The sequence below is a fragment of the Pseudomonas sp. 10-1B genome (genome assembly GCF_000935045.1).
GTDB lineage: Bacteria > Pseudomonadota > Gammaproteobacteria > Pseudomonadales > Pseudomonadaceae > Aquipseudomonas.
The window spans coordinates 14,859-28,203 of record NZ_JYKS01000014.1; the positions used below are offsets into that span (position 1 = coordinate 14,859).

11 protein-coding genes are annotated in these 13,345 nt (G+C 63.8%); 8 read left to right on the top strand and 3 right to left on the bottom strand.

Annotated features, from left to right (window positions below; all coding sequences use genetic code 11):
• Positions 1 to 174 precede the first annotated feature (174 nt).
• Entirely contained in the window at positions 175 to 1,821 is a 1,647-nt protein-coding gene (locus tag TZ03_RS09840; RefSeq protein WP_051097401.1) for a Na+/H+ antiporter, read from the top strand.
• A 242-nt stretch (positions 1,822 to 2,063) separates the two neighbouring features.
• Here TZ03_RS09840 and dapC read toward each other — a convergent pair whose 3' ends face one another.
• The 3 genes from dapC to map are packed head-to-tail and all read right to left on the bottom strand — an operon-like array spanning position 2,064 to position 6,816.
• Complete coding sequence (dapC, locus tag TZ03_RS09845; RefSeq protein ID WP_051097402.1) at positions 2,064 to 3,260, bottom strand: succinyldiaminopimelate transaminase; 1,197 nt, start codon at positions 3,258 to 3,260, stop codon at positions 2,064 to 2,066.
• 29 nt (positions 3,261 to 3,289) lie between these two features.
• Entirely contained in the window at positions 3,290 to 5,992 is a 2,703-nt protein-coding gene (locus tag TZ03_RS09850) for a [protein-PII] uridylyltransferase (protein WP_051097403.1), read from the bottom strand.
• 41 nt (positions 5,993 to 6,033) lie between these two features.
• Positions 6,034 to 6,816, bottom strand: a complete 783-nt coding sequence (gene map / locus TZ03_RS09855; protein WP_051097404.1) for a type I methionyl aminopeptidase — start codon at positions 6,814 to 6,816, stop codon at positions 6,034 to 6,036.
• A 460-nt stretch (positions 6,817 to 7,276) separates the two neighbouring features.
• Between map and rpsB the strand changes: the two genes are divergently transcribed.
• The 7 genes from rpsB (at position 7,277) to ispC (ending at position 13,316) form a co-directional block, all read left to right on the top strand.
• Positions 7,277 to 8,014 carry a 30S ribosomal protein S2 gene (gene rpsB, locus TZ03_RS09860; protein WP_003252287.1) on the top strand — a complete coding sequence of 246 codons (738 nt, stop codon included), beginning with the start codon at positions 7,277 to 7,279 and terminating at the stop codon, positions 8,012 to 8,014.
• Between the two features lie 186 nt (positions 8,015 to 8,200).
• On the top strand, positions 8,201 to 9,064 hold the full coding sequence (gene tsf, locus TZ03_RS09865; RefSeq protein WP_051097406.1) for a translation elongation factor Ts: 864 nt from the start codon (positions 8,201 to 8,203) through the stop codon (positions 9,062 to 9,064).
• Between the two features lie 181 nt (positions 9,065 to 9,245).
• The gene (gene pyrH / locus TZ03_RS09870) at positions 9,246 to 9,989 is read left to right on the top strand and encodes a UMP kinase (protein WP_051097408.1); all 744 of its coding nucleotides are present in this window, start codon (positions 9,246 to 9,248) and stop codon (positions 9,987 to 9,989) included.
• Complete coding sequence (frr, locus tag TZ03_RS09875; protein WP_051097412.1) at positions 9,986 to 10,543, top strand: ribosome recycling factor; 558 nt, start codon at positions 9,986 to 9,988, stop codon at positions 10,541 to 10,543. Before pyrH ends, frr begins: the two co-directional genes overlap by 4 nt.
• Positions 10,544 to 10,558: 15 nt before the next feature.
• A complete protein-coding gene (uppS, locus tag TZ03_RS09880) occupies positions 10,559 to 11,314 on the top strand; it encodes a polyprenyl diphosphate synthase (protein WP_051097414.1) in 756 nt (251 codons plus the stop codon).
• A complete protein-coding gene (locus TZ03_RS09885; protein ID WP_051097415.1) occupies positions 11,314 to 12,129 on the top strand; it encodes a phosphatidate cytidylyltransferase in 816 nt (271 codons plus the stop codon). Before uppS ends, TZ03_RS09885 begins: the two co-directional genes overlap by 1 nt.
• Positions 12,126 to 13,316 carry a 1-deoxy-D-xylulose-5-phosphate reductoisomerase gene (gene ispC, locus TZ03_RS09890; RefSeq protein WP_051097417.1) on the top strand — a complete coding sequence of 397 codons (1,191 nt, stop codon included), beginning with the start codon at positions 12,126 to 12,128 and terminating at the stop codon, positions 13,314 to 13,316. Before TZ03_RS09885 ends, ispC begins: the two co-directional genes overlap by 4 nt.
• The last annotated feature ends 29 nt before the right edge of the window (positions 13,317 to 13,345 follow it).

Consider the following 13,345-nt stretch of genomic DNA (forward strand, 5'->3'; position numbering starts at 1 on the left):
ACATGGCCCATCCTGCCCCACCACCAAAATCGAAGTATCATCATGTTACATATTCATCCGTCACCTGCGACTATCGTGCAGCGGCCCCGGTTCGCCGATCGCCGCTAACATATTGTTTCAATGGCGATGTTTCGCCCTGTTGTCGTTTCTGGTTCACAAAGGAAGCCTTACCGGATGCAGTCCGCCTATACCGTCCTCATCCTGCTGACACTGGTCAGCGTGTCGAAGCTGGTCGGCCGCATGATTCCGCTACCCTTGCCGCTGGTGCAGATTGCCGCTGGCGCCTTGCTGGCGTGGCCGACGCTGGGCCTGCATGTGGCCCTGGACCCCGAGTTGTTCCTGTTCCTGTTCCTGCCACCTTTGCTGTTCGCCGATGGCTGGCGTATCCCCAAGCGTGAGCTGTGGCGCATCCGTGGGCCGGTGGTGGCACTGGCCGTGGGCCTGGTGCTGTTCACCGTGGTCGGTGCTGGTTACTTCATTCACTGGCTGCTGCCGAGCATCCCGCTGCCGGTGGCTTTCGCCCTGGCCGCGGTATTGTCGCCGACGGACGCCGTAGCCGTTTCGGCCATTACCCAGGACCGCCTGCCCACCCCGCTGATGCACATACTGCAGGGCGAGGCCCTGATGAACGACGCGTCAGGCCTGGTGACCTTCAAGTTCGCCCTGGCAGCAGCGATCACCGGCGTGTTCTCGCTGACCGACGCAAGCTTGAGCTTCGTCCTGGTCGCCCTCGGCGGCCTCGCGGTGGGCGTGGCCCTGAGCTGGTTGATCGGTCGCCTGCGCATGTGGATGATCACCCGGGGCTGGGACGATCCAGCCACCCATGTGGTGTTCATGTTGCTGCTGCCGTTTGCGGCTTATGTGCTGGCCGAGCGCCTGGGCGTTTCGGGCATTCTCTCGGCGGTGGCGGCCGGCATGATGCAGAGCTGGCTCGACCTGTTGCCACGGCAGACCAGTACCCGCTTGCTCAACCGCAGCGTCTGGTCGCTGCTGGAATTTGCCTTCAATGGCCTGATCTTCCTGCTGCTGGGGCTGCAACTGCCCGACATCATCAAAGCGGTGGTCAGCCACGAAGCCACGGTCTGGCCGACCCTGGCCTGGCGCTGCCTGGATGTGCTGGCGATCTTTGCCGTGCTGATCTTGCTGCGGTTCATCTGGGTGCAGAGCATCTGGCGCTCGAGCGCTATGGTACGCCGCTGGCGCGGCAAGCCGGCGCTGGTGCTGATGCCCACGGCGCGTTCCTGCTGGCTGCTGACCCTGGGCGGGGTGCGCGGTGCGGTGACCCTGGCCGGTGTGATGTCGGTGCCCTTGCTGCTGGGGGCGGGCAATGCCTTCCCGGAGCGTGACCTGCTGATTTTCATCGCGGCCGGGGTGATCCTGTTGTCGTTGATCGGTGCCTGTATCGCCTTGCCGCTGTTATTGCGTGGGGTGACCAAAAGCCCGGACGAGCGTTTGCAGCAGGAGGTGCAGGAAGCCTGGCGGCGCACGGCAGAGGCGGCGATCCATGCCCTGGAGGCAGAGGAAGTGGTCGACAGCAATGCCCCGCAGGATGCCGCGCAGGCGGCCATGGCGACCGAACTGAAGGCGCGCTTGATGGCGGAATACCGGGATGAGCTGGACAGCTATAACGACACTGCCGAAGCCAAGGCCCTGGCCGAGCAGATGGACTTGCTGGAGCGGCGTTTGCGCGTGCGTGCGCTAAAGGCCCAGCGGCTGGAGCTGTACAGCCTGCATCGCCAGCACCTGGTGGGGGATGAGGTGGTGCGGCAGGTGCTGGGGGAGCTGGATATGAGTGAGGCGAACCTGGGGCAAGTCAAGTAGATTGCAGGGGGCTGCTTTGCAGCCCTTTCGCCGGCAAGCCAGCTCCCACAGGGATCGCATCAGGGCTTGAGACCTATGTGGTCGAGGTGGAAGCAACTGTCTTGCTCAACGATTGGGGCCGCTTTGCGGCCCATCGCCGGCAAGCCGGGCTCCCACAGGAGCAGTGCAGACCTCAAGCTTTTCGCGGTCCCTGTGGGAGCTGGCTTGCCGGCGAAAGGGGCGCAAAGCGCCCCCAGATCCAGTCAGCGGTTCTGCAGGAATGCGCGAATCCGCTCCGCCGCCTCGATGCACTCGGCCAGCGGTGCAACCAGTGCCATGCGCACGCGCCCGGCACCAGGGTTGACTCCATCCACCTCCCGCGACAGGTACGAGCCCGGTACCACCGTCACATGTTGGGCCTCGAACAGGTCACGGGTGAATTCGGCATCGTCACCCGGTACTTTGGCCCACAGGTAGAAGCTGCCGTCCGGGCGTTGCACGTCCAGCACTGGCTGCAGGATGTCCAGCACGGCATCGTACTTGGCGCGGTACTGGTCACGGTTCTCGCGCACATGCGCCTCGTCTTGCCAGGCAGCGATGCTGGCCAGCTGGGTTTGTACCGGCATGGCGCAGCCGTGGTAGGTGCGGTACAGCAGGAACGGCTTGATGATCGCCGCGTCACCAGCCACGAAGCCCGAACGCAGGCCCGGCAGGTTGGAACGTTTGGACAGGCTGTGGAACACCACGCAGCGCGCGAAATCGCTGCGGCCCAGTTCGGCGCAGGCGCTCAGCAGGCCCGATGGCGGCGCGTCTTCGTCGAAGTACAGCTCGCTGTAGCACTCGTCGGCAGCGATCACGAAGTCATGCTCGTCAGCCAGGGCAATCAGCTTCTTCAGGGTGTCCATCGGCACCAGGGCACCGGTGGGGTTGCCCGGCGAGCACAGGAACAAAATCTGGCAACGCTGCCACACTTCGGCCGGCACGGCGTCGAAGTCGGGGTTGAAGCCGTTGCTTTCCAGGCACGGCAGGTAGTGCGGGGTAGCACCGGCCAGCAGGGCTGCGCCTTCATAGATCTGGTAGAACGGGTTGGGGCTGACCACCAGGCCGTCATCGGCGCGGTTGACCACGGCCTGGGTGAAGGCGAACAGCGCTTCACGGGTGCCGTTGACCGGCAGGATGTGCCGCTCGGCGTCCAGCCAGCCGGCCGGCACACCGAAACGCCGCTCACACCACTGGCCGATGGCCTGGCGCAGGGCCGGCAGGCCGATGGTGCTGGGGTACACCGCCAGCTTGTCGAGGTTGTCAGCCATGGCCTGGGCGACGAACGCCGGCGATGCGTGCTTCGGCTCACCGATCGACAGGGCGATGGCGCGCTTGTCCGCCGCAGGCGCAACGCTGCCCAGCAGGGCGCGGAGTTTCTCGAACGGGTAGGGCTGAAGCTGGGTCAAGGCATGGTTCATCGGCGCAAGTCTCGTCAATCGTCTAGTCGTTAAAAGGTCACGCGGGTAGGGCTGGCATCGCTGGCCTGGCCGGCTTGCAGCTGCTGGATGATGGCCTCCTGCAGGCGGCTGCACAGCTGCGGGTCGGACAGCGGCTGGTTGTCGGCATCGGTGATGAAGAACACGTCCTCGACCCGCTCGCCGAGGGTGGCGATCTTGGCGTTCTGCAGCGACAGGTCGAACTCCAGGAAGATCCGCCCCAGCCGGGCCAGCAGGCCGGGGCGGTCGGGCGCGGTGATTTCGAGGATGGTCACCGGCCGCTGGGCATCGTTGAGGATGGTCACCTGCGGCGGGAAGTCGAAGTGCTTGAGCTGGCGCGGCACCCGGCGCTGGATGATGGTCGGGTAATCCTCTGGGTTGCGCAGGGCCTCGGTCAGGCCGTCGCGAATCTGCTTGACCCGCTGCGGGTTGTCGCCGATCGAGCCGCCGTCGTTGTCCAGCACGATGTAGGTGTCGAGGGTGAACTGGCTGCTCGAGGTGATGATCCGGGCATCATGGATATTCAGGTTCAGCTGCGACATGGCCGCCACCGTCACGGCGAAGAAGTCATGCTGGTCGGGGGCGTAGATGAAGATCTGCGTGCCACCCTCGAACTCGCGCTGGGTGGTTTCCTTGATCAGCACCAGTGGCCCGCCATCGGCAGGCTGCTGCAGGATCGCGTCACTGTGCCAGGCCACGTCGGCGGCGGTGTGCTTGAGGAAATAGTCATCGCCCAACTGCGACCACAACTGCTCGACGTCGTCCGGGTCGGTGCCCTCGCGCACGAGGATGTCCAGCGCCGCGGACTGGGTCTGGCGAATCTGCTCTTCGCGGTCCAGCGGGTTTTCCAGGCCCCGGCGCAGGGCACGCTTGGTCTCGCTGTACAGCTGGCGCAGCAGGCTGGCCCGCCACGAGTTCCACAGGCTGGGGTTGGTGGCGTTGATGTCGGCCACGGTCAGCACGTACAGGTAGTCCAGGCGCGTTTCGTCGCCTACGTGCAGGGCAAAATCGTTGATCACCTGCGGGTCGGACAGGTCCTTGCGCTGGGCGGTGGTCGACATCACCAAGTGGTTCTGCACCAGCCAGACAATCAGCCGGCTGTCCCAGGCCGGCAGTTGGTGGCGTTCGCAGAACTTCTGCGCATCCACCGCGCCCAGCTCGGAATGGTCGCCCTGGCGGCCCTTGCCGATATCGTGGTACAGGCCGGCCAGGTAGATCAGCTCGGGCTTGGGCAGGCGCCCCATGAGCTTGCTGGCCAGCGGGAATTTCTCCGACACCGGCGTGTACTGCAGCTTGCGCAGGTGCTTGATGAGGTTGAGGGTGTGCGCGTCGACCGTATAGATGTGGAACAGGTCGTGCTGCATCTGCCCGACGATCAGGCCGAACTCCGGCAGGTAGCGGCCAAGGATGCCGTAGCGGTTCATCCGCCGCAGGTTGCGGTGGATGCCGATTTCGCACTTGAACAGCTCGATGAACAGGCTGGTATTACGGATATCGGTGCGGAAGGTGTCGTCGATCAGGTGCCGATGCTCGCGCAGCAGGCGCACGGTGTCGGCGCGCACACCCTTGATCTCGGGGTGCTGGGCCATCAGCACGAAGATTTCCAGCATGGCGAACGGCGTGCGCTTGAACACGTTCGGGTTGGCGGCTTCTATATAGCCGTCATGCAGGCGGAAGCGCGCATTCAGCGGTTGGGTGGTACCGCTGTCATCGTCGGCGAGGATGACCTCCTCGAAATGCTGGATGATCAGGTCGCACAACTGGCTGATGCTCATCACCACCCGGTAGTACTGCTGCATGAACTGCTCGATCGCCCGCTTGGGGTTATCGTCGCTGTAGCCCAGTAGCGCGGCGATACTGCGCTGGTGGTCGAACAGCAGGCGGTCCTCGGCGCGCCCGGCCAGCATGTGCAGGGCGTAGCGTACCTTCCACAGGAAGTCCTGGGACGAGGCCAGCAGCTCGTTCTCGCTCTCCAGCAAGAAGCCCTCGCCGGCCAGCGCGTGCAGGTTGAGGGTGCCGTACTGGCGGCGGGCCACCCACAGTACCGTCTGGATGTCACGCAGGCCACCGGGCGAGCCCTTGACGTTGGGTTCGAGGTTGTACTCGGTGTCGTTGTACTTGTGGTGGCGGGCCTTGAGCTCGGCGCGCTTGGCCAGGAAGAACTCCTTGCTCGGCCACATGTGCGCGGTGCTGGTCACCTCCAGCATGCGCTGGCGCAGGGGCTCGGGGCCGGCAATGGTGCGGCTTTCCATCAGGTTGGTGATCACCGTCAGGTCGGCGCGGGCCTGTTCGGCGCACTCGTCGACGGTACGCACGCTCTGGCCCACTTCCAGGCCAATGTCCCACAGCAGGGTGAGGAAGCGCTCGATGGCGTCGCGGTACTGCTCGTGCTCGGCGGCGCCCAGCAGGATCAGCAGGTCGATGTCCGAGTGCGGGTGCAGTTCGCCGCGCCCGTAACCGCCCACCGCGACCAGGGCGATGCCGCTGTGGTCGCCCCAGCTGAACTGGTTCCAGGCCTGCTGCAGGATGTTGTCGACGAGCCAGGCGCGGGCTTCGATCAGCGGGCGGATTTCGCCACCCGCGCGGAAACGCTTGTCGAGCACCTCGCCGGCCTGGCGGATGGCTTTCTTGAAGGCGGCGATGGGGCTCGCCTTGAGGGCCAGTTCCGCCTGGAACTGGCCGCGGTCGAACAGCTCGGGGTCCACCTGGGGCATCGCGTCACGTTCCTGTCGAGGGGTGGCCTATCGGAGTGCGGTCAGGCCGAGGTGCGCGGGATGGTGTCGTCCTTGCGCAGGGTGAAGATCTCGTAGCCGGTCGCGGTCACCACCAGGGTGTGTTCCCACTGGGCCGAGAGCTTGCGGTCCTTGGTGATGGCGGTCCAGCCGTCGCCCAGCACCTTGGTGTCGGCCTTGCCCTGGTTGATCATCGGCTCGATGGTGAAGGTCATGCCTTCCTTCAGCTCCATGCCGGTGCCGGCACGGCCGTAGTGGAGGATCTGCGGTTCTTCGTGGAACACCTTGCCGATGCCATGGCCGCAGAACTCGCGCACCACCGAGAAGCCGTTCTTTTCCGCGTGCTTCTGGATCACTTCGCCGATGTCGCCCAGGCGGCAGCCCGGCTTGACCAGCTCGATGGCCTTGTACATGCACTCCTGGGTGACCCTGGACAGGCGCTCGGCCCACACCGGCACCGTGCCAACGTGGAACATGCGGCTGGTGTCGCCGTGGTAGCCATCCTTGATCACGGTGATGTCGATGTTCAGCGTGTCACCATCCTTGAGCGGCTTGTCGTTGGGGATGCCGTGGCAGACGACATGGTTGATCGAGGTGCAGATCGACTTCGGGTAGCCCTTGTAGTTGAGCGGCGCCGGGATGGCCTGCTGGACGTTGACGATATAGTCGTGGCACAGGCGGTCGAGCTCTTCGGTGGTGACGCCGGGCTTGACGTATTCTTCGATCATTTCCAGCACGTCGGCGGCCAGGCGGCCAGCGATGCGCATCTTTTCGATGTCTTCTGCGGTCTTGATGGTGACGGTCATTACAGGCTCTCTACGGCGCCGTACACGGCGCGAACAAACGGGAAAGGCCGGATTCTAGCAGAGCAGGGCGCCGATCGGTCGGGATACCGATGGAGAATTGGGGCTGCTGTGCAGCCCATCGCAGGCAAGCCAGCTCCCACAGGAATCGCGTTACCCTTGTGGGAGCTGGCTTGCCTGCGATGGGGCGCGCAGCGGCCCCAGTTACCCTGAATGCTGCTTTCTACAGGGGCATTCTGGCCTGTTTGGCGGGGTGCTGCAAAAACCGCTGACGGACGCAACAGTATCCGGGTTCCGTTCGGCCGCGGTCTGTGGTATAAAATGCGCCGCTTTCGGGGACTACCCCGTCAGCACTTAACCCACACACGTGTCGACACGATGACCTGGGTGCCCCGAGTTGCAGAATTCGCGGGTTGGTCATTGGGATACGTGGAGGCCCAACCCGACTTATCAAGGAACTATCATGTCCCAAGTCAACATGCGCGATATGCTGAAGGCCGGTGTGCACTTCGGCCACCAGACCCGTTACTGGAACCCGAAAATGGGCAAGTACATTTTCGGTGCGCGTAACAAGATTCACATCGTCAACCTGGAAAAAACCCTGCCGATGTTCAACGACGCTCTGTCGTTCGTAGAGCGCCTGGCCCAGGGCAAGAACAAGATCCTGTTCGTCGGCACCAAGCGTTCCGCCGGCAAGATCGTCGCCGAGCAAGCTGCTCGTTGCGGTTCGCCGTACGTTGACCACCGTTGGTTGGGCGGCATGCTGACCAACTACAAGACCATCCGCGCTTCGATCAAGCGTCTGCGCGACCTGGAAACCCAGGCCGAAGACGGCACTTTCGCCAAGCTGACCAAGAAAGAAGCCCTGATGCGCTCCCGCGACCTGGAAAAACTGGATCGCAGCCTGGGCGGTATCAAGGACATGGGCGGTCTGCCTGACGCTCTGTTCGTCATCGACGTTGATCACGAGCGCATCGCGATCACCGAAGCCAACAAGCTGGGCATCCCGGTTATCGGCGTTGTCGATACCAACAGCAGCCCGGAAGGTGTTGACTACATCATCCCAGGTAACGATGACGCCATCCGCGCTATCGAGCTGTACATGACTTCGATGGCTGACGCAGTCATCCGCGGCCGCAACAACGTTGCCGGCGGCACCGAAGTTTACGCTGAAGAAGCGGCTGCACCTGCTGCCGAGTAATTAGACGCTAGCGTCGACTTGGCACGCAAAAAGGGGGCTCTGCCCCCTTTTTGCCACCTTGAAATCCTGCTGTCAGCATTGGCCCCGCATCATGGGCCCGCTGAAATGAAAGCGGCGGATTTGCAGAATTGAACGCCCGTGAGCAACGGGTGGAATGGTTGAAAAACTTTCCAAGAGGATTTTGAAATGGCAGCAATTACTGCAGCGCTGGTCAAAGAACTGCGCGAGCGTACCGGCGAAGGCATGATGGATTGCAAGAAGGCCCTGGAAAAGGCCGGCGGCGACATCGAGAAAGCCATTGACGACATGCGTGCCTCGGGCGCCATCAAGGCCGCCAAAAAGGCTGGCAACGTCGCTGCTGAAGGCGCTATCGCGGTCAAGACCGACGGTAAATCCGCCGTCCTGCTGGAAGTGAACTCGCAGACCGACTTCCTGGCCCTGCAAGACGACTTCAAGAACTTCGTTGCTGAAAGCCTCGAAGAAGCCTTCGCCCAGAAGCTGACCGACGCTGCTCCGCTGATCGCCTCGCGTGAAGCGGCTCGTGAAGCCCTGGTCGCCAAGTGCGGCGAGAACGTCAACATCCGTCGCCTGGTGCGCGTTGAAGGTGACGTTGTCGGTGCCTACCTGCACGGCAACAAGATCGGCGCAGCCGTTGTCCTGAAAGGCGGCGACGTCGAGCTGGCCAAGAACATCGCCATGCACGTTGCAGCTTCGAACCCGGAATTCCTGGATTCGTCGGAAATCTCCGCCGAGGCCATCGAGCGCGAGAAGGGTGTCTTCCTGCAGCTGAACGCCGACAAGATCGCCGGCAAGCCGGAAAACATCGTCGAGAACATGATCAACGGCCGTATCACCAAGTTCAAGGCCGAGGCTTCGCTGAAAGAGCAAGCTTTCGTCATGAACCCGGAAGTCAAGGTTGGCGAGCTGGCCAAGAAAGCCGGTGCTGAAATCGTTTCCTTCACCTACTTCAAGGTCGGCGAAGGCATCGAGAAGCCAGTCGACAACTTCGCTGAAGAAGTTGCCGCTCAGGTAGCTGCTGCCAAGCAGTAAGACAGCCCCGTCTGTCGCCCCGAAGAGGCTGCCCGCTCACGCGCGCAGCCTCTTTGTCAAAACGGAGAGGGGTTTATCCGACCGCTTCTTCGCTGGCGCCGAAACGGTGCCACGCTACAGTTAGCAGGCTGTAAACAGCCCGCACGAATTTTCTAAAAGTACGCCGCAGGAGAGACTCGCAATGGCTCAGCAGGTGAGTGGTCGCCAACCTCGCTATAAACGCATTTTGCTCAAACTTAGCGGCGAGGCCCTGATGGGCTCGGAAGACTTCGGGATCGACCCGAAGGTGCTGGATCGCATGGCCCTTGAAGTTGGCCAGTTGGTAGGGATCGGGGTCCAGGTAGGCCTGGTGATCGGTGGGGGCAACCTGTTCCGCGGCGCCGCGCTCAGTGCCGCTGGCATGGACCGCGTCACCGGTGACCACATGGGCATGCTGGCCACCGTGATGAACGGCCTGGCCATGCGCGATGCACTGGAGCGCTCGAACATCCCGGCCCTGGTCATGTCGGCCATTTCCATGGTCGGTGTCACCGATCATTACGATCGTCGCAAAGCTATTCGCCACCTCAACTCCGGGGATGTGGTAATTTTCTCCGCCGGTACCGGCAACCCGTTCTTCACCACCGACTCCGCGGCCTGCCTGCGCAGCATCGAAATCGATGCCGACGTGGTGCTGAAGGCGACCAAGGTCGATGGTGTGTACACTGCCGATCCATTCAAGGACCCGCACGCCGAGAAATTCGATCACCTGACCTACGATGAGGTCCTGGATCGCAAGCTGGGTGTGATGGACCTGACCGCAATCTGCCTGTGCCGTGACCACAAGATGCCATTGCGGGTATTCAACATGAACAAGCCTGGCGCCCTGCTGAACATCGTGGTGGGTGGCGCTGAAGGTACTCTGATCGAGGAAGGCCAAGCATGATCAACGACATCAAGAAAGACGCGCAGGAGCGCATGGGCAAGTCCATCGAAGCCCTGGCCCGCAACCTGGCGGCAATTCGTACCGGTCGCGCCCACCCAAGCATCCTGGACAGCGTCAAGGTTCCGGCCTGGGGTAGCGAAATGCCGCTGAACCAGGTGGCCGCGATCACCGTCGAAGATGCCCGCACCCTGAAGATCGTCGCTCACGACAAGAACCTCAGCGCAGCCATCGAGAAGGCCATTCTCACCTCCGACCTGGGCCTGAACCCGTCCAGCGCCGGTACTACCATCCGTGTACCGATGCCGGCCCTGACCGAGGAAACCCGCAAGGGCTACACCAAGCAGGCCAGCGGCGTTGCCGAGGATGCCAAGGTGGCCGTGCGCAACGTGCGTCGCGACGCCCTGGCCGACCTGAAGAAGCTGACCAAGGACAAGGAAATCAGCGAAGACGAAGAACGTCGTGCCGCTGACGAGATCCAGAAGCTGACCGACAAGTACGTCGCTGAAGTCGATGCTGCCTTCAAAGCCAAGGAAAAGGACCTGATGGCCGTCTAAGGCCGGGGTTTTTTAATGGAAAAGACCAAGCCAGCGGTGCCGTCCTCGGTGCCGCGTCATGTCGCGATCATCATGGATGGCAACAACCGCTGGGCAAAAAGACGCCTGCTGCCCGGCGTTGCCGGGCACAAGGCGGGTGTCGATGCCGTTCGCGCGGTCATCGAAGTCTGTGCCGAGTCGGGGGTCGAGGTGCTGACCCTGTTCGCCTTCTCCAGCGAAAACTGGCAGCGCCCCGCCGAAGAGGTCGGTGCGCTGATGGAGCTGTTCTTCTCGGCCTTGCGCCGCGAGGCCAGGCGCCTCAACGAGAACAACATCAGCCTGCGCATCATCGGCGACCGTTCGCGGTTCCATCCCGAGCTGCAGGCTGCCATGCGCGAGGCCGAGGCGCTGACCGCCGGCAATAATCGCTTCATCCTGCAGATCGCGGCCAACTACGGCGGCCAGTGGGATATCGCCCAGGCAGCCCAACGGCTGGCGCGGGAAGTGCAAGCCGGGCATCTGCGCCCGGAAGACATCACCCCGGGCCTGCTGCAGACCTGCCTGGCAACCGGCGAGCTGCCGCTGCCGGACCTGTGCATCCGCACCGGTGGCGAGCACCGCATCAGCAACTTCCTGTTGTGGCAGCTGGCCTACGCCGAGTTGTACTTCTCCGACCTGTACTGGCCGGACTTCAAACACGAGGCCATGCGCAACGCCCTGGCCGATTTCGCTTCGCGCCAGCGCCGCTTCGGTAAGACCAGCGAGCAGGTCGAGGCTGGAGCTCGTGCTTAATGCTTAAACAACGCATCATTACCGCGCTGATCCTGCTGCCGATCGCGGTGGGTGGCTTCTTCCTGCTCAATGGTGGGGATTTCGCCCTGTTCATCGGCTTCGTGGTGACCCTTGGCGCCTGGGAGTGGGCGCGCCTGGCCGGGCTGATGGCCCAGCCGCAGCGCATCGCCTATGCCGCGGTCGTCGCCGGAGCGCTGATGCTGCTGTACCTCCTGCCGGAGCTGGCACCCTGGGTGCTGGGCGCTGCGGTGATCTGGTGGGCGCTGGCCACCTGGCTGGTGCTCACCTACCCGCGCAGCGGCGAGCTGTGGGCTAGCGCCGCTTGCCGGCTGCTGATCGGCCTGCTGGTGCTGCTGCCGGCCTGGCAGGGGCTGGTGCTGCTCAAGCACTGGCCGCTGGGCAACTGGCTGATCCTGTCGGTGATGGTGCTGGTGTGGGCCGCCGATATCGGCGCGTACTTCTCTGGTCGTGCTTTCGGCAAGCGCAAGCTGGCCCCGCAGGTCAGCCCGGGCAAAAGCTGGGAAGGCGTGTATGGCGGCCTGGTGGTCAGCCTGGTGATTACCCTGGCGGTCGGTATCAGCCGCGACTGGGGCATTGGCCAGATTCTGCTGGGCCTGCTGGGCGCGGCGCTGGTGGTCATGTCTTCGGTGGTCGGTGACCTGACCGAGAGCATGTTCAAGCGCCGTTCCGGCATCAAGGACAGCAGCAACCTGCTGCCCGGCCACGGTGGCGTGCTCGATCGCATCGACAGCCTGACCGCGGCGATCCCGATTTTCGCCGTGCTGCTGTGGGCTGCCGAATGGGGTGTGATGTGAGTGCGCCGCAGCGTATCACCGTACTCGGTGCCACCGGCTCCATCGGCCTGAGCACGCTGGATGTGATCGCGCGCCACCCCGAGCGTTACTCGGTGTTCGCCCTCAGCGGCTATTCGCGTGTCGAAGAGCTGCTGACCCTGTGCGTGCGCCACTGCCCGGCCTATGCCGTGGTGCCCAACGGCGAAGCGGCCACGCGCCTGCGCGACGGCCTGGCGGCTGCCGGTAGCTCCACGCAGGTGCTGGAAGGCGAGGCGGGGCTGTGCCAGGTGGCTGCCGCGCCGGAAGTGGACGCGGTGATGGCGGCCATCGTCGGTGCCGCGGGCCTGCGCCCGACCTTGGCTGCCGTCGAGGCGGGCAAGAAGGTGCTGCTGGCCAACAAGGAGGCGCTGGTGATGTCCGGCGCGCTGTTCATCGAGGCCGTGCGGCGCAGTGGCGCCGTGCTGCTGCCGATCGACAGCGAGCACAACGCGATCTTCCAGTGCTTGCCGGGTGATTACGCTCGCGGCCTGAGCCAGGTCGGGGTGCGGCGCATCCTGCTGACCGCGTCGGGCGGCCCGTTCCGCGAAACGCCACAGGCAGCGCTTGCCGATGTCACGCCAGAGCAGGCCTGCGCGCACCCCAACTGGTCCATGGGGCGCAAGATTTCCGTGGATTCGGCCAGCATGATGAACAAGGGCCTCGAGCTCATCGAAGCGTGCTGGCTGTTCGATGCCGCGCCGGCCAAGGTCGAGGTGGTGGTGCACCCGCAGAGCGTGATCCACTCCCTGGTGGACTACGTGGACGGTTCGGTGCTGGCGCAGTTGGGCAACCCCGACATGCGCACGCCGATCGCCAACGCCCTGGCCTGGCCCGAGCGGATCGATTCCGGGGTTGCCCCTCTGGACCTGTTCGCCATCGCTCGTCTGGATTTCCAGGCGCCCGACGAACAGCGCTTCCCCTGCTTGCGCCTGGCGCGGCAGGCTGCCGAGGCCGGCAACAGTGCGCCCGCCGTGCTCAATGCGGCCAACGAGGTCGCGGTCGAGGCATTTCTCCAGCGGCGTATCCGCTTCCCGGAGATCGCGGGTATGATCGAACAGGTGCTCGACCAGGAGCCCATCGTGCCGCTGCCGTCGCTGGACGCGGTGTTCGCCGCCGACCAGCGTGCCCGGGAGCTTTCCCGTGAGTGGCTGAGGCGTCACGGTCGCTGATGCAGGCCCACCACGGTTCGTGAGGGGCT

Excerpts from the sequence above, each read along its gene's own strand:
- TZ03_RS09840 (WP_051097401.1), top strand. The coding sequence starts at position 175 with ATGCAGTCCGCCTATACCGTCCTCATCCTGCTGACACTGGTCAGCGTG.
- dapC (WP_051097402.1), bottom strand. The coding sequence starts at position 3,260 with ATGAACCATGCCTTGACCCAGCTTCAGCCCTACCCGTTCGAGAAACTC.
- TZ03_RS09850 (WP_051097403.1), bottom strand. The coding sequence starts at position 5,992 with ATGCCCCAGGTGGACCCCGAGCTGTTCGACCGCGGCCAGTTCCAGGCG.
- map (WP_051097404.1), bottom strand. The coding sequence starts at position 6,816 with ATGACCGTCACCATCAAGACCGCAGAAGACATCGAAAAGATGCGCATC.
- rpsB (WP_003252287.1), top strand. The coding sequence starts at position 7,277 with ATGTCCCAAGTCAACATGCGCGATATGCTGAAGGCCGGTGTGCACTTC.
- tsf (WP_051097406.1), top strand. The coding sequence starts at position 8,201 with ATGGCAGCAATTACTGCAGCGCTGGTCAAAGAACTGCGCGAGCGTACC.
- pyrH (WP_051097408.1), top strand. The coding sequence starts at position 9,246 with ATGGCTCAGCAGGTGAGTGGTCGCCAACCTCGCTATAAACGCATTTTG.
- frr (WP_051097412.1), top strand. The coding sequence starts at position 9,986 with ATGATCAACGACATCAAGAAAGACGCGCAGGAGCGCATGGGCAAGTCC.
- uppS (WP_051097414.1), top strand. The coding sequence starts at position 10,559 with ATGGAAAAGACCAAGCCAGCGGTGCCGTCCTCGGTGCCGCGTCATGTC.
- TZ03_RS09885 (WP_051097415.1), top strand. The coding sequence starts at position 11,314 with ATGCTTAAACAACGCATCATTACCGCGCTGATCCTGCTGCCGATCGCG.